The following is a 22,532-nucleotide window of genomic DNA, read 5'->3' on the forward strand; positions in this document are numbered from 1 at the left end:
CATGAGAAAAACCAATCGCACCGTTCTCAATCGCATGAGCAAGTGGCAGTACGCGCTGCTGCTGTTGATGCTGTTGACCTTTACCTTTTACTCCCTGCCCACCTTCTTCGGTGAGCAGCCCTCCCTCGGCCTGCACGGACAGCAGAGCCTGACGCCACAACAACAGATGCTGCTGGCCGACAAACACCTGACACCGCTCAAGATGATCGAGCAATCCGAGCGAGTCGAGCTGGTCTTTGCCAGCCAGGGCGAACAGCAGCGCGCCAAACAGTTACTGGAGCAGCAAGGGGTCGACAGTGCGGCCCTTACCCTGGAGTTTCACTCCAACGCCCCTGGCTGGATCACCGGTCTCGGCGCCGACCCCATCAAGCTGGGGCTGGATTTACGCGGTGGTTCCCAACTGCTGATCGGCGTCGATCTCGATTTTGTTATCGACACCCAGACCAAGAATCTGGTGGATACCCTGCGCACCCGCTTTCGTGAAGCCAACCTGCGCGGCGCCAGCGTCCTGCGCAGCGCACAGGGCGCAGTGGCCGTGACCCTGCCGGATGTCGCCGAGCAGGAGAGCTGGCTAACCATCATCAAGGAGAGTGCCGGTACCCGTCAGGATCAGTGGAAACTGACCCGCTCCGGTAATGACCTGAAACTGGTGCTGAGCGACGCGGAGCGCACCCTGCTGGTCAACAACGCCGTCACCCAAAACCTGTCGATCCTCAAGAAACGGATCAACGAGCTCGGCATCGTCGAAGCCTCGGTGGTCCGTCAGGGCCAAGATGGTATCCGTATCGAACTGCCCGGGGTCCACAACCCCAAGCAGGCGAAAGAGGTGATCGGTGCCACCGCATCGCTGGCCTTCTATGAAGCCAAAGCAGACAGCCACTTCTATATCGCCGATCGCAGCGGCCAGGCCATTGGCATGGCCCGCAAGCCAGTGCTGACCGGCGAGCACATCGTCGATGCCCGCGCCAATATGGGGGAGATGGGCCAGCCTCAGGTCAATATCGTGCTCGACACCCTGGGTGGCAGCAAGATGAACCAGTTCAGCCGCCAGCATGTGGGCAAGCCGATGGCGACCGTCTTCACCGAATACAAGACCAATACCCAGGGCAAGCTGCGAGCCCAGAGCGAAGTGATCAACGTCGCTACCATCCAGACTGCCCTTGGCAACCAGTTCCGCATCACAGGTATTGGTAGTCTGCCAGAAGCGCAAGAGCTGGCCATGCTGCTGCGCGCTGGCGCCCTCACCGCTCCCCTCAAGATCCTGGAGGAGCGCAGCATAGGCCCTACGTTGGGGATGCAGAATATCGAGGCAGGTTTCACCGCGCTGGCCTTCGGCATGGCGGGCATGATGCTGTTCATGATGGCCTGGTACCGCAAGTTCGGCTGGGTTGCCATCACGGCGCTGGTCGCCAACCTGTTGATGCAGGTGGGAATGCTGGCAGTGCTACCGGGGGCAGTGCTGACCCTGCCGGGGATCGCCGGTCTGGTACTGACGGTGGGCATGGCGGTCGATACCCATGTGCTGATCTTCGAGCGGATCAAGGATCGCCTGCGAGAAGGGGGTAGCCTCGCCAATGCCATCGATTTTGGCTATCGCTCGGCCTTTCACACCATCTTCGATGCCAACATCACCACCCTGATCTGTGCCGTGGTGCTCTACTCCATCGGCTCCGGTCCGCTGCAAGGCTTCTCGGTCACCCTTATTCTGGGTCTGCTATCGAGCATGATCACCGGGATCTGGGGGACGCGCGCCATCATCAACCCCCTGTGGGGACGCAGCAGCGAACGCACCCTGAAGGTGTAACCCGCACACCGGCTATCAAGATGCTCCGGCTCGCATTGATCAACGCTCACATCTCAGGAAGAGCATGATCCGTGGGCCAGAGACCTGTTCCCTCGCGGTGAAAAATCATCGCGTAATAGGCCCCTGTGGTGTGCAACACCCGGTGGCCGAGGATAGAAATATGTTGAGAATGATTGTGGCAATGGGATTGACTCGTTGGCGGTATATCGGCCTGTGGGCCTCTATCGCCTTGACTGTGGCCAGCGTGGCCATCTTGCTGGTAAACGGCCTGACTCTGGGGCTCGACTTTACCGGTGGGATCCTGCTGGAGTTTAATATCCAGACCCTGAAAGAGGCCCATGATCTCAATGCCATGCTGGTCTCCCCGCTGGCGGGTGCCGTGGAACTCAGCTCTGCCGGTGTACCTGGCGAATGGCTGATCAAGTTGCCGCCCCATGAGCTGCCCTGGCCCGCAGCAGATCTCGCCACCATGCTGACCCAGCAACTGGGGATGCCGGTTGAGCTGCTGCGCACCACCATCGTCGGCCCGCAGGTGGGTGCCGAGCTGTTCCAGCAGGGGATGCTGGCGGTGCTTGTCGCCTCTATCTCAATGTCAGCCTATCTGGCGTTTCGCTTCGAGTGGCGTCAGGCCATCGGCATTCTGCTCTCGGTAGTGCATGACGCCATCGTGGCGCTGGGGCTGCTCTCCCTGTGCCAGATCGAGTTTGACCTCAACATCATCGCCGGTTTGATGGCGGTGATCGGCTACTCCCTCAACGACAGCATCGTCATCTCGGACCGACTGCGGGATCTGCTGAGCTCGCGCACCCAGATGGGGATCCACGAGTGCTCCGATGTGGCCATCAAAGCAACCTTCAGTCGCACCATGATCACCTCGGGCACCACGCTGTTTACCGTGGGTGCCCTGCTGTTGTTTGGTGGTGACGCCCTCTACGGCTTCTCTTTCACCCTGTTTGCCGGCATTCTGGTGGGTACCGTCTCCTCCATCACTGTCGCCTCGACCGTGCAGGAGCTGCTGGGTCTCACCCCGCAGGCATACCAGAAGAAGAGTGAGGAGCCACTGGCCAACGCGGCCTGATCCTGGCTACTCAGGCCCGGCTCGCCGGGCCTCAATTAACCGGGCCCCTGCCAACCATTGGCAGGGGCTTTTTTCCATCTCGCCCGCCAATCTCTCGCCGCCCCTTTTTCCGCTCGGCTCGCCTCAATTGACAACTGACCATATTGAAAGCAATGACGGTTCAACCCGTCATTTTTAATAACAAAAAGGTCATTTTATTACGGACAGAGCCGCAATTTTGTGACTGAAAGCACTTTCTTGAGGGCTCAAAAGAGGCAACATTGTAGTGATTTATCTACAAATAGGGATATGAGATGTTGTTACAACCTGCCAATACAGCAAAATCAAGACAATTGCTGAACGAGACCATGGCTTTGGTTCTCGCCGGAGGGCGGGGCAGTCGCCTCAAGCAATTGACCGATAACCGCGCGAAGCCTGCTGTTCATTTCGGAGGTAAATTCCGCATCATCGATTTCGTACTCTCCAATTGCATCAACTCCGGCATTCGTCGCGTTGGCGTCGTGACCCAGTACAAATCCCACAGTCTGCTGCGCCACCTGCAATCTGGTTGGTCTTTTTTGCGCTATCAGATGAACGAGTTTATTGACCTGTTGCCTGCCCAGCAGCGGGTTGACGAAGTGAGCTGGTACCGTGGTACCGCCGATGCTGTCTACCAGAATCTGGATATCATCCGCGATCACGCCCCCAAATATGTGGTCGTGCTGGCTGGCGATCACATCTACAAGATGGATTACGCCGCCATGTTGCTGGATCACGTCAACATGGGTGCCAAGGTGACTGTCGCCTGTATCGAGGTGCCACGCAGTGAAGCAAGCGCCTTCGGGGTGATGGCGGTAGACACTGATCGCAAGATCAATGCTTTCGTCGAAAAACCGGCCAACCCACCGGCAATGCCGGGTAAAGCTGACACCGCGCTGGCGTCCATGGGCGTCTATATCTTCGATGCCGAGTATCTCTACCAACTGCTGGAAGAGGACATTGCCAACGCACAATCTCACCACGATTTCGGCATGGATGTGATCCCGCGGGTAGTCAGTGAAGGCACCGCCTACGCCCATCCGTTCGGGATGTCTTGCGTTGGCTGCAGCCCGGATCGCAAACCCTACTGGCGCGATGTGGGCACCGTTGACTCCTTCTGGGAAGCCAACATGGATCTCGCTTCCGTCACCCCGGAGCTGGATATCTACGATCAGGATTGGCCCATCTGGACCAGTCAGAACATGACCCCTTCCGCCAAGTTCGTGCAGGACAAAAACGGCCAGCACGGCATGACCATCAACTCCATGTTCTCTGGCGGCACCATCGTCTGCGGCTCCTTTATCTTGAGTTCGGTGCTCTTTACCAATGTGCGGGTCGAGTCCTTCTGCACCCTGGATCAGGCGGTGATCTTCCCGGGAGTCGAGATCGGTGCCGGTTGTCGACTGCGCCGGGTGGTGATCGACAAGGGATGCAAACTGCCGGAAGGCATGGTGATCGGTGAAAATGCCGATGAAGACGCCCGTCGCTTCCACCGCTCCGAGCAGGGGATCGTGCTGGTCACTAAACCCATGCTGGATGCACTGGCGAAACAAGGGCAGGCCAGCGACAGCGTTACCGATGCCAGACAGCCGGTATCGGCATAACGCCAGCCAACCCTTCTCATCACACTGCGGGAGCCAGATGCTGGCTCCCGCATTTTTTTGCCCATAGCGGTGCCCCCCATACCGATATCCCCCATAGCCGCTCACCGACGACGCGGCTGACACAGGCACCAACTCGTAAATAAAACAATACAACCCATGGACATAGAAAAGTAAACATCGCGCTACTTCCTCTCTGAACGATGGGTAAACCCTATAAAAACCGCTGAAAATGATTACATATCAACATTTACACTTGAATATCGAGGGTGAATTGGTATCTTGTGGCCTCGTGCAACGAATTCGCACCACTGTAAATATTTAATTACACACATTGACCAGCCGCACCGCTGGCGAGGTACCCAGCAATGCAACGAGATCCCCTGAACAACATCCATATCCAGTCTGAACAAGTGATGATCACCCCTGCCCAGCTCAAGGAGAAATTACCCATCTCCGACCAGGCGCTGGCCTTCGTGCAAGGGGCCCGCACTACCATCGCCGACATCATTCACCGCCGTGATCACCGCTTGCTGGTGATCTGTGGCCCCTGCTCGATCCACGACATGGACGCCGCCAAAGAGTACGCAACCAGACTCAAAGCGCTGCATGACGCTTACCAGGACTCGCTCTACATTGTCATGCGGGTCTACTTTGAAAAGCCACGCACCACGGTCGGCTGGAAAGGCTTTATCAACGACCCCAATCTGGATGGCACCTTCGATGTCGAGCTGGGACTGCACCGGGCCCGCGAACTGCTCTGCTGGCTGGCGGAGCTGGAGTTGCCGCTGGCGACCGAAGCGCTCGATCCCATCAGCCCGCAATACCTGGCGGAGCTCTTCTCCTGGTCTGCCATCGGCGCCCGTACCACCGAATCCCAGACCCACCGGGAGATGGCCTCCGGTCTCTCCATGCCGGTCGGTTTCAAGAACGGCACCGACGGCAACCTGGGTACCGCCATCAACGCGCTGCAATCTGCCTCTTCTCCTCACGCCTTTATGGGGATCAACCAGCAGGGTCAGGTCGCACTGCTACAGACCCAGGGCAACCCGGATGGACACGTGATCCTGCGCGGCGGCAAGCACCCCAACTACGACTCGGTCAATGTGTCGCTGGCGGAAGAGGCGCTGGAAAAAGCGGGCCTGCTGCCCGGTCTGGTGGTGGATTGCAGTCACGGCAACTCCAGCAAAGATCACCGTTTGCAGCCCAAGGTGGCCGACAACGTCATCCACCAGATCCAGGAGGGCAATCGCTCCATTATCGGGGTGATGCTCGAATCCAACCTGTTCGAGGGTAGCCAGTCCAGCGAGCAGCCCAAAGAACAGATGCGCTACGGGGTCTCCATCACCGATGCCTGCATCGACTGGAACACCACAGCCGCGCTGCTCGATCGATGCCATCGGGAGTTAGCCACCCCGCTCAACAGCAGAACTGCACGATAAGTCGTGCTATCTTGTCGTAACCTATTGAACAACCTGGGTATCACCGGCTGTAACACGCAGTGATACGCAGGTTGCATCTTGAATCACCAGGTGCCACTACCCGCGGTACCAGCAGGGACTGGATATGGCTGAAGAGTTGAATGCCCTCAGGGACAAAATTGATGTGGTGGACAAGCAGCTGATCGATCTGCTGGCCGCCCGTCTGGCGCTGGTGGGAGAAGTGGGTGAGGTGAAGAGCCGCCACGGTCTGCCCATCTATGCACCGGATCGGGAGGCGAGCATGCTGGCCCGCCGCCGCGCCGAGGCCGAACTGCTGGGGGTACCCGGCGATCTCATCGAAGACGTGCTGCGCCGGGTGATGCGCGAATCCTATATTCTCGAATCGGCCAGCGAAAAAGAACACCACTTCAAATGCATGAAGCCGGACCTTGGCAAGATTGTCATCATCGGCGGTCAGGGTCAGCTTGGCCGGCTGTTCGGCCAGATGTTTGGCCTCTCCGGCTATCGGGTCGACACGCTGGAACAAGCCGACTGGCCGCGCGCTGACGAGATCCTCGCCGGTGCCGGTCTGGTGATGGTGGCGGTACCCATCGATATCACCTGCCAGATCATCGACCGGCTCGGCAACTTGCCCACCGACTGCCTGCTGGTGGATGTCACCAGCGTGAAGGCGGCGCCGCTCGAACACATGTTGGCGGTACACCCAGGGCCGGTGCTGGGGCTCCACCCCATGTTCGGGCCGGATGTGGCGAGTCTCGCCAAGCAGGTGATTGTCAGCTGTCAGGGCCGCGACCCCGCAGCCAGCCAGTGGCTACTGGATCAGATGACCATCTGGGGCGCCCGGTTGCAACAGGTAGAAGCCAAGGCCCACGATGAGGCGATGACCCTCATTCAGGCGCTGCGCCACTTTGCCACCTTTGCCTATGGCTGGCACCTGTCGCGGGAGCAGGCCAATCTGGATCGCCTGCTGAGTTTGAGCTCCCCCATCTACCGGCTGGAGCTCGCTATGGTGGGGCGACTGTTTGCCCAGGATCCTCACCTCTATGCCGACATCATTTTGTCGTCACCGCAGAATCTGGCGATGATCCGCCGTTACTACCAAAACTTTGGCGAAGCGCTGGGACTGCTGGAGCGGGGAGATAGAGCCGGATTTATCGACGCCTTCTCGCAAGTCTCCGGTTTCTTCGGCGACCATGCCGACCAGTTCCTGCGTGAAAGCCGCATGCTGCTGGCCCAGGCCAACGACCGCCACCAACACGGCTGATGCCATGAGGGCATCGGAGCCCAGACAAACGGTAAAAGGGAAGGTGCCTGAGCATCTTCCCTTTTTATTTGTTACTGATTTAAACACTGGCTTCCGCCGCGCTCGGCTGCACGTCGAGTGCCCAACTCTGACTGACCTCAATGCCCTCCCCCAGCTTTCCATACACAACCATCCAGCATGGTGCCCCCGTCAATATCAGTGCTGATAGGCTGTATCCCCTTGCAAAGGGTGCCTGATACCCACGGGTCAAACCAAGCTACACAGAGCCGTTCACTTCACTTCGCAAAAGAGAACAATAACCCAATCAATCAAAGAGATAAGCAGGAAGCAGGAAGCAGGATAGATTAGCCGAAACAGACGGTTCGCCAAATATCGCCATGAAACAGCAATCCGGCGATTCACCATAGCGCCAATACGAAGCAGCTATACCGCCAAAAAGAAAAATGGCCGAGAGTTCATCTCGGCCATTCGTAGCTCGGTCAAAGACTCAAGCCAGGATATTACTCTTGTTCAACTTATTAGAAGTTGTACTGCAGAGCAACAGTCCACTGGTCATCTTTCTTGTCCAAACCTTCAATTTTGTATTCAGTGTAAGCCTTCAACTTCGGAGTGAAAGCATACTGAACGCCCAGCAGGGTATCTTCGACCAGATCCTTGTACTCACCACCAGTTTCGCGAGCTTCAGCAAAGTTGTAGCCAGCCAAGAAAGTCCATGCATCTACATTGTAAGAAGCGGCAAACTCGTAGCCTTTACCATCAATTTTTTCACCGGTAGTTTTGTTCTTGATTTCACCCTCGGTGTACATACCGGCAAAATAGAAGCCAGCAATACTGTAATTCGCACTCAGTGCCCAGTCTTCTTTCTTGCCATCTTCCTTAGCCAGTGCATCAGTACCTTCCAGATCTGAGTAGCCATAGCCAGCATTCACGCCCAGACCAAAATCGAAGGCATAACCGACTGCAGCACTGTAAGCATGCTTACGCTTAACATCGGTAATAACCACTTCTTTGATATCATTCGCGGCATCGCTATCAACGAAGAACTTGTCGTCGCTAGTTTGATAGGAGACTTTACCGGTGAAGCCACCAAATTTATTAGAATAAATTACTTGACCTTCTTGACGCCCTTCGTAGTAGTTACCACGACTGCCCCATTCGTTGAAAATATCGGTTGCAGCAATAGAATCATAGAACGCTGTATCTGTCTGACCAAAGATGATTTGACCATATTGGGAACCATCAAAACCGGCATAGATATGGCGAGCTTTGAACTTACCATTATCATCCTCAACAGTTCCTACTTCATCGCCATTTTTATCCAAAACTTTGCGAGTTTTGTTGTTGTCGCTGTTTTCTGCTGCAACTTGCCATTCTGTTTTGGCGATACCGGACCAAGTGTTGTTTAGTGCAACTTTGCCGGACCAGCCCAGACGAGAGGTACCAACCAAAGTTCCATCTTTATCGTCATGCTCGCCGTTGTAGTTAGCCTGAACACGGCCGTATACGTCGAAAGTGGTACCATCTTTGTCATAGATCACTGCGGCGTTAGCGGCGGATGCAAACAGAGCCGGGATAGCAATAGCCAGAATTGTCTTTTTCATAGTTTCCAATGCCTACTGTAATTAAACACTAAGTTGTTGTTATTCCCTGTGTTAGCGATGTTCTTTGCATCACTATGCCGCCGAGACTAGCACCGGATTTTTTGAACCGCAATGAAAAAACTTGGAACTTTTTATGGAAATCATAGTCAGCAAAGCGAAAGTGTGAGCCAGATCTCACCTGATCATCCAGCGAAGGGAAAACGTTTACAAACCATTTCGCTGAAAAAACGGACTCAAACAGCCTGTTTTACAGGCTAAAGGGGCTGACCACCTGATAAATCACCAACCTGGTCTGCTGCGCGTAACCTTGCCGTGATAATCGCAGTAACCTCGACCTCAAGGAGGGGTTACAGGTATCCTTACCCTTCTGTTAACTCCCTCAATGGCCATTCCTGCATGCTCTCGACTCGCCTCAAAGCTACCATTCGTCAAACCTATCGCCAGATTTCGGATGGACTGCCCGGTTTTGTGCCGCGCAAAGAGCAGAACTTTCTGGTGGCCGAGATAGCCAAAACCCTGACCGGGGAGTACGACAAACAGCGCCGGATCCTGGTTGCCGAAGCGGGTACCGGGATCGGCAAATCCCTCTCCTACGCTCAGGGGGCTATTCCGGTGGCCCGACTGACCCAGAAAAAGCTGGTGATCTCCACTGCCACCGTGGCCCTGCAAGAGCAGCTCATTCATAAAGATCTGCCTTTTTACCACCGCCACAGCGAGCTGCCATTTCGCTTTATGCTGGTCAAGGGACGCCAGCGCTATTGCTGCGAGCACCTGCTGGAGCAAGCGGCCAGTGGCGTCGAGATGGTCAACTTCGAAATCGACTTTGGTACCTTGAGCAAGCACAAACCGTCAGATAGCGACAAGGATCGCTTTGCTCGCCTGTGGCAGGCCTACACAGATGGCAAGTGGGACGGGGATCGAGATAACTGGCCAGAACCCATATCAGACGCCTGCTGGCTGCACATCGCCGCCGACCGCCACACTTGTAACAAGGCCCTCAGCCACCATCAACACTGCCCCTTTCATCGGGCCCGCAACGACATGGACAGTGCCGATGTGCTGGTGGTCAACCATGCGCTGCTGCTCTCCGATCTCACCATGGGCGGTGGCATCATACTGCCGCCCCCCGATGAGTGTATCTATGTACTCGATGAGGCCCATCACCTGCCCACCATAGCCCGGGATCACGGCGCAGCCTCGGCCAGCGTCAAAGGCTCCCGTCGCTGGCTGGAGAAGCTGGTGCAGAGTGCAGGAAAACTGGCGCGAGTGCTCAATAAAGAGAGCCTGATCGACCCCCAACTCAAACTGCAGGATGCGCTGGCCTCCATCCAGCCTGATCTGAAGGCAGTCGAACACTGGCTCAGCGCCAACGACCGGCTGTTTGGCAGTGAGCCCCACTACCGCTTCGCCGAAGGGGTGCTGCCGGATCCCCTGCCAATGCTGGCGGAAAACCTCAAGGAGTCGAGCAAGAAGGCGTTGCGGGCACTGGATCGGATGCAGAGCGCCATCGGCGAAGCGCTGAAAGATGGCGAGATCCGTCGTAAAGAGGCCGAACCCCTGCTGGCCGAGAGTGGTTTTCACTTGCAACGGCTGGAGAGTTTCTGCGCCTTGTGGGAGATGCTGGGACGCCATGTCCCGAGCGGCAAGACCCCGCTCGCCCGCTGGATGGCCAAGAGTGACGATGGCGATATCTGGTTGCACGCCTCCCCCATCGAGGTGGGTTATCTGCTGGAAGAGTGGCTGTGGTCCAAGTGTCTGGGTGCCGTGCTGGTCTCCGCGACCCTCACCGCCCTCTCTTCATTTAGCTATTTTCGCCATCAGGTAGGGCTCAAGGAGCACGACGGCACCCGTTACCTGCGCCTGCGTTCCCCCTTTGAATATCAGAAGGCCGAACTCTACCTGCCCAAGATGGAACACGAACCCAACTCGCCCGCTTTTACCCAAGAGCTGATCAGCGTGCTACCTCGTATTCTGGCGGGCAAGGAGGCGAGCCTGGTGCTCTTCTCCTCCTATCGGCAGATGAATGAAGTGGTGGCGGGACTGCGCGCCAAAGGGCTCTCTCTGCTGGTGCAAGGGGAAGCCTCTCGCAACGCCCTGCTCACCCTGCATAAACAAAAATGCGATGGCGGTCAGGCCAGTATTCTGTTCGGTACCGGCAGCTTTTCGGAGGGGCTGGATCTGCCTGGCCACTACCTCACCAATCTGGTGATCACCAAACTCCCCTTCGCGGTGCCCAACTCACCGGTCGAAGAGGCTACCGCCGAGTGGGTCGAGCAGCGGGGGGGGAATCCGTTCCTGCAACTGACGGTGCCGGAAGCCTCCCGCAAACTCATTCAGGCCTGTGGCCGCCTCATTCGCAAAGAGGCCGATCGGGGACGGGTCACCATTCTTGACCGGCGTCTGCTGACCAAACGTTATGGCAAGGGACTGCTCGATGCACTCCCCCCCTTCACTCGGCGGATCGAGTGAGGTCTGCCCCTCCTTTATTGATATAAAAGCAGACAACAGCGTGAACGATGCGCACCAGAAAGAGCCATTGCCGCAGTGGGTCAAACCTGCAAAAATGAGCCCCTGTTTTCAGTGGGCAATCGCCTGACTGTTCAAGGAGATGAAATGAAACTGACTGTTCTGGTACCGGCGCTGGCTGGTCTGTTGTGGGCCGGTAGCGCCCTGGCTAATGCTCAATTGGAAGTGTCCAATCCCTATGTCGTCCAGCTGATCGATGGCCAATCCATCAACCCCAAGCTGCTCGACAAAACCAGTACCTTCCCCCTCACTGCCGGCAAACACCAGTTGGTCATCGCCTTTGAAGGCAACTTCTCCAACCGCAGCGATATCAAACTGGTGACCGCCGAGCCGCTGGTGCTCAACTTCACTGCCGCCGACAACCAGAAGCTGGTGCTTGACTACAAAAAGCCCCGCAACGAAACCGAGGCCAAGCAGTTTGTCAAAGAGCAGCAAGTGGCGCTGAAAGACAAGGTCACTGGCCAGCAAGTGAGCAGTGAACAGTTTGTGATGCCGAAAGTTGAAGGCTTCCAGCTGACCCGTGACTATCAGCAAGAGCTGATCAACATGGGCAAGGCTTTCAACCAGCCAACCACAGTAGCCGTCTCTACCGCTGCCGTGATGGCTGCTGCCAGCGCGCCAGTTGCTGCTGCCCCGAGCAAGGCCCAGAGCAATCCAGAAGCCCTGACCCAGCTGCAAAACTGGTACAACAAGGCCGATGCAGAGACCCGCAAAGCCTTCCAGATCTGGGTTATCCAGCAGCAATAAGCTGGGCTGATATCTCTCTACAGGGGTGTCAGTACTGAGATGTTTGTATAGCAAAAGGGGAGCCGAGCTCCCCTTTTCCATATCCAGCAGTGTGATCACACTTCACCTTGTTTGCGCACTTTACTGTACGACATTCATCTACAAAAAGTGCGGCTTGGCGCGCAATGACAGCGCCATCTCGCTGCACATTTTCAATCCCCCCCTCTGCTCCAAGGCGGCGTGCCAACGCTGTGGCGAAGGCCCTTCTTGCCAGACACACCAACATGGCCACCGCGCAATACCATAAAAAAATGCCATAAAACAAATGCCACAAAACAGAAGAGGCGACCCTTGGGGTCGCCTCTTCCAGCTTCGTCAATGTGCTAACGCTGACTCGTCCAGCTTTTGCCAACGGTTAGTGGGCAAAAGGGGATGCGGGGGCGCTCACTACTTTTGACGCTTGCGGGCGTACTTGCGACGGGCTCTGGCCTGGCGCTCCTCTTCCCGCTCTGCTTTCTCACTGGCTTTTTGCGCCGCTTCTTCCGCTGCGCTAACGATCTCGACGCTCACCATCTCCGGGGTTTCCAGTGAGATACGGCCAAGCAGACCGGAGCGGAACTCGTTAATCAGGATCTCGGACGCCTTGTGTAGATCGGCCAGACCGCCTTTGCGCACGAAGGCCCGTTGACGGGCGATCATCTCCAGCAGTTCGATCTCGGTCTCGGGCAGATCGGTGATCTGGTAGCGCGCCTTGATCCGCTCCGGATAGGCCTTGATAAAGTAATCGGCCGCAAACATGGCGATATCGGCATAGTCGAACACCGTATCCTTGATGGCTGCGGTGATCGCCAGACGATAGCCGCAGGAGGGCGGATTGAGCTTGGGCCAGAGGAAACCCGGGGTATCGGTCAGGATGACGTTGTTCTCCAGCTTGATCCGCTGTTGGGACTTGGTCACCCCAGCCTCGTTGCCGGTGCGGGCGATGATGCGCCCCGCCAGGGTATTGATCAGGGTGGACTTGCCCACGTTGGGGATCCCCATGATCATCGCCCGCACCCCACGTAGCTCAAAGTTGCGTTCCGGTAGCATCTCGTGACAGAGGCTCAGCAGTTGCTTGATCTTCTCCGGCTCTTGTTGGGTCAGCGGCAACGCCTTGATCCCCTTCTCTTTTTCCATGTGCGCCACCCACAGTTCGGTGATCGCCGGATCGGCGAGGTCCGCCTTGTTCAGCACCTTGATCACCGGGGTATCACCACGCAGCTCGGGCACCAGCGGGTTTTCGCTGGAGAAGGGGATGCGGGCATCGAGCATCTCGATGATGACATCGACCTGGGGCATGACCTCGGCAATCTCTTTGCGGGCCTTGTGCATGTGACCGGGGAACCAGTTGATGGACATTCGCGTTACTCTCTGTGGACTATGGGGGCGCGTAAGGAACTACGGCCGCTCGGTGGCAGGCATCGAACGAAGGGGGCGCATTTTACCTGCTGCAGCCGCATTTTGACAGGTCATTCTAACCATCACGCCATCAAATCAGCAAACCGCCATGACGGGGCACCCCGGCCGGAAAAGAACCGTTCAGTCAAGGCAACTGATAGATAACATATTGATATGGTGTAACATTTTTATCATCTTTTCACACAACCGTCACCGATAGTCAGTAAAAGTGTCATCTGCGACCTCTAGGCTGCGCTCAGGTTTTACAAGGAGCGAACCCCAATGAGAAAAATGGCAGGACTTGCAGTGATGATCGGCGCCGCCCTGGCCGCCGGCTGCAAATCAGACAATGACACTGTGGCGACCAAGCCCGATGCCCAGCCCACCAACGTTATCTTCTTCCTCGGTGACGGCATGGGCCTCAACACCCTGACCGCAGCCCGCATCTACGGTGTCGGCGAAGAGGGTGATCTGACCATAGATACCCTGCCAGAGACGGCCTTTATCAAGACCTTCTCCCACGATGCCCAGGTCACTGATTCGGCCCCGTCCATGGCGGCCTACATGACCGGGGTCAAGAGCAACAACGGCGTCATCAGCATGGATGGCGATGCCACCTATGAAAGCGACTGCAGCAAGAGTGCCGGCAAACCAGTGACCACCCTGCTGGAGCTGGCCAAGGCAGATGGCCGTGGTACCGGCGTAGTCACCAGCACCCGGGTGACCCACGCCACCCCGGCCGCCACCTATGCCCATATCTGCAATCGGGATCTGGAGGCGGATATCGCCGTGCAGCTGGTGCCGGGCGGCAAAGGCTACAACGCCGCCCTCAAGGAGGGGCTGGATGTGGTGCTCGGAGGTGGCAGCAGCTTCTTCCTGCCCAAAGCCGACAAGGGCAAGCGGGAGGATGGCCGCAACCTCATCAGCGAAATGCAGGCCAAGGGCTACCAGTTTGCCAGCAACCTGGATGAGCTGAACAAGGCCGATGCGGGCAAGCCGCTACTGGGACTGTTTGGTTCTAGCCACATGAAATATGACCTCGACCGCCCCGCCAGCGAGCCCTCCCTGGCCCAGATGACCCTGGCCGCCATCAAGCAGCTCAAGGGCAAGGAGAAGGGTTACTTCCTGATGGTGGAAGGGGGCCGCATCGATCACGCCCTGCACGACACCAACGCCAAGCGGGCGCTGCAGGATACCCTCGCCTTCGACAACGCCATCAAGGCTGCCATCGACGAGGTGAAAAAGAGCGACCCCGAGCTGAAAAACACCCTGATCGTGGTCACCGCCGACCATGACCATACCCTGGTGCTGAACGGCTATGCCAAGCGCACCGGCAAAACCACGGCCAATAATCCGGGGGTTCTGGGGTTGGTGAAAAACTACGAGACAGGGGATGCCAGCAAGGATAGCGAGGGTATGCCCTACACCATCATAGGTTTTGGCAACGGCTACAACCGGGTGGATGGCCCGCGCAGCAGCGTCGCCCCGCTCGACGACGCCACCGTCTCTGCCAATGACTATCGCCAAGAGGTAGTGGTCAAGGTGGGGGAGATCGGCAACGAGACCCACGGCGGCACCGATGTTTTCCTTGGCGCCATCGGCAAGGGGGCTGACAGCTTCTATGGCTCACTCGATAACACCGCCGTGTTCGGCAAGATCAAGGCTGCGGCCAAGCTGTAAGGAGCACTTTATATGAGCAAACAGATGAACACATCCATCAAGCACACGCTGGTCTGCGCCGCCTTGTTCAGTGCGCTGGGCGCAACCTCCCAGGCACAGGCCGGTGATGCCAAAAACGTCATTCTCTTTATCGGTGATGGCATGGGCCCCACAGTGCTCACCGCCACTCGCCTGTTCAAGGTGGGGGAAGAGGGCAATCTGGAGATGATGAAACTGCCGCGCAGTGCCCGCATCAAAACCTTCTCCAACGATGCCCAGACCACAGATTCGGCCCCCTCGATGGCGGCCTACACCACCGGGGTCAAGATGAACAACGAGGTGATCGCCATGAGCAGCGACACCAAGGCGGTCGCCCCCAGCAAAGATGGTAACGGCAACAAAACCATCAACAATTGCACTAGCGACAATGGCAAGCCGGCGCCCACCATCCTGGAGCGGGCCAAGGCGGCAGGCAAATCGGTCGGTGCCGTCACCACCACCGAGCTGACCCACGCCACCCCGGCTGCGACTTACTCCCATATCTGCCATCGGGATGCCGCCTATGCCATCGCTGCGCAGGCGGTGCCGGGCGGGGCTGGCTTCAACCAGGCGCTGGGGGATGGGGTCGATGTGCTGATGGGGGGCGGAGCCAATCACTGGACTCCCTACAGCGCCAGCAACAAGGGGGGTCGCAATGACAACCGCGACCTGACCGCCGAGATGAAGGCGCAGGGGTACAGCTATGTCACCACCCAAAGCGAGCTGGCCCAGATCACCAGTGGCAAGGTGCTCGGTCTGTTCAGCACCAAATCCCACCTCGACTACGAGCTGGATCGGGTCGCCAAGGGGGCAGCCAATACCCAGCCATCGCTCTCCGAGATGACCGCCAAGGCGATCGATCTGCTGAGCCAGAACAGTCAGGGTTACTTCCTGATGGTAGAGGGTGGCCGTATCGATCACGCCCTGCACGCCACCAACGCCAAACGATCTCTCACCGATGCGGTGGCGCTGGATGAAGCGGTCAAAACGGCGCTCGGTAAAGTGGACCTCAGCAATACCCTGATCGTGGTCACTGCCGACCATGACCACACCATGACCATCAACGGCTACTCTGCCAAGGGCAACCCTGTGCTGGATCTGGTGAAAAATGGCGATGGCTCGACCCAGAACGATGTAGATGGCAAGCCCTTCACCACTCTGGTGTTCGGTAACGGCCCCAACCGTGCGGACGTGCGCCCCGTCCTCACCAGCGATCAGGTAATGGCCAATGACTATCTGCAGGAGACCGGCGTCAAGCTGGTGTCGGAAACCCACGGCGGCGGCGATGTGATGCTGTTTGCCGATGGCGCCGGCAGCAACCGCTTCAAAGGCACGCTGGATAACACCAAGGTGTTTGGCAAACTGCGGGAGGCGCTCGGCCTGTAAGCAGCGGGGGCCCGGCTGCACCCTGAGCAATATGCTCATGGCATCCGGGCCCCGGCTCTTTCGAGCGACAGATGATGATACGACTTTTGCTTTCAATATGGCTGCTTGGCAGCGCCCTTAGCTTCCCCCTTCATGCCGATGATACCCCCCCGGATCTCGCCGCCCGGATCAGCTATCACGACCGGGTCACTGGCAGCGATGGCATCGCCAGAGAGAGCGTCTGGCAGGAGAGGTGGCTGCGCGTGGGCAATCAGGTGTGGAGCCAGCGGCTCATTCCCCTCCCCCTTGCCCGTGCCTATCACGCCACTCACGACGCCACCCCCGGCCACAAGCACTTTACTCACCAGATGGCCGCCCGCTGGGTCAGCCGCAGTGATGAGGGTGAACTTCAGTTGCGCTATGCCGACAGCTGGCATAACCAGCTGGTGGAGGTGCCGGTGGAAGAGTATGGCCAGGTGGCCTTCAAGCCCGACTGGCCGCGGATCCGCCATCTCATCAACCCGGCGCTGCTGGAGGGGATGACACCGCTGGATGAAGCTGCTCCCGAGCAGGCCCGCTGGTATGAAAAACGCGAAGGTCGGCAACGAACCCGCATCCTCTGGTCGAGTCAGTGGCAGATCCCGCTGGTAGTAGAGTCGGCAAGTCTTGACGGCTATCGCAGCTACCGGATGGCGGTGACCCTGCGCAAGCTGCCCGCGCAGCTCCCCTGGCTGCAACTCGCTGATTACGAAGTGCGCGATCTGCGGGATTTCTTCGACTGAGATCTCAACCCCTCTGCAGGCGGACAGACATCGCTGACAGGAATGTTACACTCTGAACATTCAACTCTGGCTAATGACCTTGATGCGCGCTCTCTGCCTGCCCTTGCTTACCCTACTGCTAATGCTGGTGAACACCGGAGTCCAGGCTATTGTGCTGGTAGCTGCCGACCTGCCCCCCTACGTCATTCAGTCCGCCCATGGTAAGCCTGGCGGCATCGCCATCGAGATCATGGAAGAAGCCGCCCGCCGACTGGGGGAGCCGCTCACTATCGAGCTGATGCCATTGCCACGAGCCCTGACCCAAACCATTCATCGCCAGGATGTGTTGATGATACCGCCCGTTCGCAGCAGTCAACGAGAACACCTCTACCAGTGGATCACCCCAATCCTGGATGAACAATTTCTTATCGTCAGCGACCGCCGGTTTCACCCAACGCAGCTGAAGAGCAGCGATTTACGCACCCTTGATGTGGGCGTGCTGCGCTACTCATTTGGTCAACATCTGCTCAAACAGCGCGTCGGGATCCAGGGAAAAACGGTGGCAGACGAGCAACTGAACGCTCATAAACTCCATCGTGGTCGCATTGATGCCTGGGTCGCCGCGTGGAATGTCATCCTGTATGCCCAACAACAGGACAAGCTATCGCCACAACAGCTGGTTCGCGGGGAAGTGCTGATGAACACCCAGCTGTATCTGGCCGCAAACAAGGCATTCCCCTTCAAGGAGGCGCAGCGCTGGCAAGCCACCATCGAGGGGATGCGCCGTGATGGCTCGCTGGCGCGGATCATCCGCCAGTACAACTATCAGCTTCCTGAGTAGTCACTCAATCGCGGTTGCCAATGCTGGCCAGAATGGTTATGGTAGCCCCATGAAAATACTCGCTATTTCTTCGCATTTGCTCACACCCTGCTGAGCCCCCGCCTCGCTCCTTCGGCCGCGAGTCGTTTGGGGGCATGGCATTTTCACTTTATTGACCCTGTAGCATCCATTTTTTGACATCCAGTGTGATGGTCAGTCTGCCCAAGTCAGCCTGGCCCTTTGCGCTATTGATAAGGAATATCTTATGAAGCAACCTCATCTGGTTATCTCCAGCCTTGATCTGGACCGTATCGAACAACTGCTCGGCAACCATCCCCAGCACCTGGCCCTGCAAGAGGAGCTGAACCGCGCCGAGATCCGCGAACCGGCCGACATGCCGCCGGACGTGGTCACCATGAACAGCAAGGTGCGTTTCAAGATGCCAAGCAGCGGCAACGAGTTCTGCCTCACCCTGGTCTACCCGCGCGATGCCAAGGGTGACGATAGCAATATCTCGGTACTGGCGCCGGTGGGCAGCGCCCTGCTTGGCCTGAAAGTGGGCGACGGCATCGCCTGGCCCGGCCCGGCCGGTCGCACCATCGAGGTAGAAATTCTGGAAGTGGTCTATCAGCCGGAGCGCGCCGGCGAGCTGCACCGCTGAATATCCAAGGCCGGTCATCCCCTTAGTTGACCGGCCCGCTTGGCCGCCCTTGCCAGCTGATCCCGATCAAGCTTTGCTCACCTTGCCCCCCGGTTTTTAGCCCCTTTTCCTGCTGCTGCTTGAGCCTGACTCGGGGGGCAGGTATCTTGTTGGCCGCGTCATGGTCATGACGCACCGAATTTCAGGCTGACATCATGATAAAAATTGCCCTTATCGACGATCACCAGATCGTCCGATCCGGTTTTGCCCAACTGCTCAATCTGGAGCCCGATCTGCAGGTGGTCGCCGAATTCGGCTCCGCCAGTGACGCCCTTGCCGGTCTGCCCGGCAGCGGTGCGCGGGTCTGCGTCTGTGACATTTCGATGCCAGACCAATCGGGGCTGGAGCTGCTCAAGCTGCTCCCCTCCGGTCTGGCGGTGGTGATGCTGTCGGTTCACGACAGCCCGGCGCTGATCGAGCAGGCGCTGCAAACCGGTGCCAAAGGATTTCTCTCCAAGCGCTGCAGCCCGGACGAGCTGATCGCCGCCGTGCGTACCGCGGCTCTGGGTGGCTGCTACCTGACGCCGGACATCGCCCAGAAACTGGCCAGCAGCAGCCGGGATCCCCTCACCAATCGGGAGCGGGAGATTGCCCAGTTGCTGGCACAGGGGCTGGAAGTGAAGGCCATCGCCGAGCAACTCGGCCTCTCCCCCAAGACGGTGCATGTTCATCGCGCCAACCTGATGGACAAGCTCAAGGTCAGCAACAACGTCGAGCTGGCCCACCGCATGCTGGATAGCTGGTGATCTCCCGTCTGGCCAGCTATGTCGCCATCGCCCTGGCGGCCAGCTTCATCTTTGCCGCCGGCTGGTTTTGCCTGTGGAGCATCAGCCTGCATCTGGCAGGTGGCCCGGCGCTGGCGGTGCTGCTGTTCCCCTTTGGCCTGCGCCTCGGGTTGCTGCTGCAAAGCCCCGGCCACTACTGGGCGCCGCTGCTATTGTGCGAAGGGCTGCTGCTCTACTGGCTCAATCTGGAGGTGGGGCTGCCCCACTGGCAGTGGCTGATCGTGGGCAGTGTGCTCACCCTGCTGCCCCTGTGGATTGCCCGCCGCCAACAGGTATACAACGACTGGCAGCAACTGTTGTTGCTGCTGGCCACCGTCACGGCGGCGGCACTGCTGCAAGCCCTGCTCTGGTATCTGGTGGGGGAAGATGGCCTCTCGGCCCTGCTGCTCACCCTCACCGGCGGCCTGACCCTCACCACGACCTGCATGTTGATCTGGCACTACCTCACCCGCGCCACCTGGGTGCCGCTGGGCCCTGCCCTAGTGGATCAGCCGGTGGACTGGCGCTTTCGCCATCTGGTCTGGTATCTGCTGCTCTTTATCCTGAGCCTTGGCTTGCAACTGGGCTTGCCCAACTCGCTGGTGCGCTTCACCCCGTTTTGTCTGGCCATCCCCATCATCGCCATGGCGTGGCGCTACGGCTGGCAGGGGGCGCTGCTCGCCACCCTGATGAACACCATCGCCCTGCTGGCGAGCCAAGCCTGGCACGATCACCCCCTCGATCTGCTGCTCTCCCTGCTGGCCCAGAGCCTCACCGGCCTGCTGCTCGGCGCCGGGATCCAGCGCCAGCGGGAACTCAATCAGGCGCTAACCCGCCAGCTCGCCCACAATCGCCAGCTCACCGAGCGGCTGCTGGAGACCGAAGAGAGCATCCGCAAGGAGGTGGCCCGCGAGCTGCACGATGATATCGGCCAAACCATCACCGCCATTCGTACCCAGGCCGGGATCGTGCGCCGCCTTGCCCCCGATAACGCCGGGGTGGGCCAGAGCAGCGCCCTGATCGATACCCTGTCGCTCGGGATCTATGACGCGGTGCGCGGTCTGCTCGGTCGGCTGCGCCCGCGCCAGCTCGACGACATGACCCTGGAGCAGGCGGTGCGCGCCCTGCTGCGGGAGCTGGAGCTGGAGCGCCACGGCATCGTCACCCGACTAGAGTGGCAGCTGGCGGATGGGGATCTCTCCGATGCCCAGCGGGTCACCCTGTTTCGGGTCTGTCAGGAGGGGCTCAACAACGTGGTCAAACATGCCAATGCCAACTCGGTCACCATTCGCGCTCGGGCCAGTGGCGAGCAGTTGCAACTGGTGCTGGAAGATGATGGCCGCGGCCTGCCACAGAGTCGCCCGCAACAGGGCTATGGCCTGCTCGGTATTCGCGAGCGGGTGCAGGCGCTCGGCGGCAGCTTGCAGCTCTCCTGCATCCACGGCACCCAGCTGACGGTCAACCTGCCCAGCCGCAAACGGGAGGAGAGTCATGGCTAATCATCACCAAAGGGCCAACCTGTGCTGAGTTTTATGAGAAGCGCGCCGCCCCAGCCGCTCATTCGTGAGCAGGCCGAGATCGATGCCACCTATCGCCACTGGCGACTGCATCTGCTACTGACCATGTATCTGGGCTACGCGGTGTTCTACTTCACCCGCAAGAGCTTCAACTTCGCCATGCCGGACATGCTGGCGAGCGGCATGCTGGACAAGTCCGACATCGGCATGCTGTGGACCCTGTTCTATCTCACCTACGGCTGCTCCAAGTTTTTCTCCGGCATCATCAGCGACCGCGCCAATCCGCGCTACTTCATGGGGATCGGGCTGATGGCGACCGGCGTCATCAATATCCTGTTCGGCCTATCGTCAGCCCTCTGGATGTTTGCCGCCCTCTGGGTCGCCAACGCCTTCTTCCAGGGCTGGGGCTGGCCGCCCTGCTCCAAGCTGCTCACCAGCTGGTATTCGCGCACCGAGCGCGGGGTCTGGTGGTCAGCCTGGAACACCGCCCACAACGTGGGCGGGGCGCTCATCCCCCTCATCGTCAGCACCATTGCCCTGCAACATGGCTGGCGCTACGGCATGATAGTGCCCGGCCTTATCGCCATCGTCGCGGGGTTGTTCCTCTGCTGGCGGCTGCGGGATACCCCGAGCGCCATGGGGCTGCCCACGGTGGGCGAATGGCGCAAGGACGCCATGGAGCTGGCCCAGCAGACCCAGGATGCAGGGCTCTCCCACCGCCAGATCCTGCGCAAATATGTGCTGGGCAACCCCTATATCTGGCTGCTCGCCTGCTGCTACGTGCTGGTCTATGTGGTGCGCACCGCCATCAATGACTGGGGCAATCTCTATATGACTGAGCAGCGCGGTTTCAATCTGATGAGCGCCAACTCGGCCATCTCCATGTTCGAGGTGGGGGGCTTTATCGGCGCGCTGGTGGCGGGCTGGGGATCGGACAAGCTGTTCAACGGCAACCGTGGCCCGATGAACCTCATTTTTGCGGTGGGGATCCTGCTGGCGGTGGGATCGCTGTGGCTGATGCCCTTCTTCAGCTATGTGATGCAGGCGGCCTGCTTCTTTACCATCGGCTTCTTCGTGTTCGGCCCCCAGATGCTGATCGGCATGGCAGCGGCGGAGTGTTCCCACAAAAACTCGGCGGGAGCGGCCACCGGCTTTGTCGGCCTGTTTGCCTACATGGGGGCTGCGCTGTCGGGCTATCCACTGGCCAAGGTGATGGAGATCTGGCACTGGAACGGCTTCTTTGTGGTGATCTCGGTGGCGGCGGGCGTCTCGGCCCTGCTGCTGCTGCCTTTTCTCAAGGCACAGGCACCGAGAACGGCTCAAACCGCGTCAAAGTAACGGATGGCGTCTGGCAAGCCACATCCTGCAAGCGGAAACAGCCAGGGCGCGGATCACCGCGCCCTGCTTTTA

Annotated in this window: 17 protein-coding genes; 15 read left to right on the forward strand and 2 right to left on the reverse strand. The window is 58.6% G+C overall.

What is annotated here, in order from left to right; genetic code table 11:
* Position 1: 1 nt before the first annotated feature.
* From secD to tyrA, 5 genes are all read left to right on the forward strand, one after another.
* Positions 2-1,804 carry a protein translocase subunit SecD gene (secD, locus tag CF137_RS13210; RefSeq protein ID WP_139719559.1) on the forward strand — a complete coding sequence of 601 codons (1,803 nt, stop codon included), beginning with the start codon at positions 2-4 and terminating at the stop codon, positions 1,802-1,804.
* A 160-nt stretch (positions 1,805-1,964) separates the two neighbouring features.
* Positions 1,965-2,882 carry a protein translocase subunit SecF gene (secF, locus tag CF137_RS13215; RefSeq protein ID WP_101321432.1) on the forward strand — a complete coding sequence of 306 codons (918 nt, stop codon included), beginning with the start codon at positions 1,965-1,967 and terminating at the stop codon, positions 2,880-2,882.
* Positions 2,883-3,175: 293 nt separating this feature from the next.
* Positions 3,176-4,504: a glucose-1-phosphate adenylyltransferase gene (glgC, locus tag CF137_RS13220; protein WP_101321434.1), complete on the forward strand. Its 1,329-nt coding sequence runs from the start codon at positions 3,176-3,178 to the stop codon at positions 4,502-4,504.
* Positions 4,505-4,869: 365 nt separating this feature from the next.
* Complete coding sequence (locus CF137_RS13225) at positions 4,870-5,943, forward strand: 3-deoxy-7-phosphoheptulonate synthase (protein ID WP_139719562.1); 1,074 nt, start codon at positions 4,870-4,872, stop codon at positions 5,941-5,943.
* 124 nt (positions 5,944-6,067) lie between these two features.
* On the forward strand, positions 6,068-7,207 hold the full coding sequence (gene tyrA / locus CF137_RS13230; RefSeq protein WP_139719564.1) for a bifunctional chorismate mutase/prephenate dehydrogenase: 1,140 nt from the start codon (positions 6,068-6,070) through the stop codon (positions 7,205-7,207).
* A gap of 518 nt (positions 7,208-7,725) precedes the next feature.
* Here tyrA and CF137_RS13235 read toward each other — a convergent pair.
* The gene (locus CF137_RS13235) at positions 7,726-8,808 is read right to left on the reverse strand and encodes a porin (protein WP_139719566.1); all 1,083 of its coding nucleotides are present in this window, start codon (positions 8,806-8,808) and stop codon (positions 7,726-7,728) included.
* A 396-nt stretch (positions 8,809-9,204) separates the two neighbouring features.
* On the opposite strand from CF137_RS13235, the gene dinG reads away from it, so the two are divergent.
* Both dinG and CF137_RS13245 read left to right on the forward strand, forming a co-directional pair.
* Positions 9,205-11,277, forward strand: a complete 2,073-nt coding sequence (gene dinG / locus CF137_RS13240) for an ATP-dependent DNA helicase DinG (protein WP_139719568.1) — start codon at positions 9,205-9,207, stop codon at positions 11,275-11,277.
* Positions 11,278-11,421: 144 nt separating this feature from the next.
* Positions 11,422-12,081, forward strand: a complete 660-nt coding sequence (locus CF137_RS13245; protein WP_139719570.1) for a YccT family protein — start codon at positions 11,422-11,424, stop codon at positions 12,079-12,081.
* Positions 12,082-12,507: 426 nt separating this feature from the next.
* Here the strand turns inward: CF137_RS13245 and ylqF are convergent, their stop codons facing one another.
* Positions 12,508-13,458 carry a ribosome biogenesis GTPase YlqF gene (gene ylqF, locus CF137_RS13250; RefSeq protein ID WP_042022138.1) on the reverse strand — a complete coding sequence of 317 codons (951 nt, stop codon included), beginning with the start codon at positions 13,456-13,458 and terminating at the stop codon, positions 12,508-12,510.
* 321 nt (positions 13,459-13,779) lie between these two features.
* On the opposite strand from ylqF, the gene CF137_RS13255 reads away from it, so the two are divergent.
* From CF137_RS13255 to uhpC, 8 genes are all read left to right on the forward strand, one after another.
* The gene (locus CF137_RS13255; protein WP_139719572.1) at positions 13,780-15,177 is read left to right on the forward strand and encodes an alkaline phosphatase; all 1,398 of its coding nucleotides are present in this window, start codon (positions 13,780-13,782) and stop codon (positions 15,175-15,177) included.
* Between the two features lie 12 nt (positions 15,178-15,189).
* Positions 15,190-16,581: an alkaline phosphatase gene (locus tag CF137_RS13260; RefSeq protein ID WP_139719574.1), complete on the forward strand. Its 1,392-nt coding sequence runs from the start codon at positions 15,190-15,192 to the stop codon at positions 16,579-16,581.
* Positions 16,582-16,655: 74 nt separating this feature from the next.
* Entirely contained in the window at positions 16,656-17,342 is a 687-nt protein-coding gene (locus tag CF137_RS13265; RefSeq protein ID WP_139719594.1) for a hypothetical protein, read from the forward strand.
* An 82-nt stretch (positions 17,343-17,424) separates the two neighbouring features.
* Positions 17,425-18,162, forward strand: coding sequence for a substrate-binding periplasmic protein (locus tag CF137_RS13270; protein ID WP_139719576.1), 738 nt, complete (start codon positions 17,425-17,427; stop codon positions 18,160-18,162).
* Positions 18,163-18,406: 244 nt separating this feature from the next.
* Positions 18,407-18,802 carry a nucleoside diphosphate kinase regulator gene (gene rnk / locus CF137_RS13275; protein ID WP_101347491.1) on the forward strand — a complete coding sequence of 132 codons (396 nt, stop codon included), beginning with the start codon at positions 18,407-18,409 and terminating at the stop codon, positions 18,800-18,802.
* Between the two features lie 194 nt (positions 18,803-18,996).
* On the forward strand, positions 18,997-19,587 hold the full coding sequence (uhpA, locus tag CF137_RS13280; protein ID WP_101325220.1) for a transcriptional regulator UhpA: 591 nt from the start codon (positions 18,997-18,999) through the stop codon (positions 19,585-19,587).
* Positions 19,584-21,104, forward strand: coding sequence for a signal transduction histidine-protein kinase/phosphatase UhpB (gene uhpB / locus CF137_RS13285; protein WP_139719578.1), 1,521 nt, complete (start codon positions 19,584-19,586; stop codon positions 21,102-21,104). The genes uhpA and uhpB overlap by 4 nt, the downstream gene beginning before the upstream one ends.
* A gap of 21 nt (positions 21,105-21,125) precedes the next feature.
* Entirely contained in the window at positions 21,126-22,460 is a 1,335-nt protein-coding gene (gene uhpC / locus CF137_RS13290) for an MFS transporter (RefSeq protein ID WP_139719580.1), read from the forward strand.
* Positions 22,461-22,532: the final 72 nt, after the last annotated feature.

This window comes from Aeromonas sobria (genome assembly GCF_006243315.1).
Classification (GTDB): domain Bacteria; phylum Pseudomonadota; class Gammaproteobacteria; order Enterobacterales; family Aeromonadaceae; genus Aeromonas; species Aeromonas sobria_A.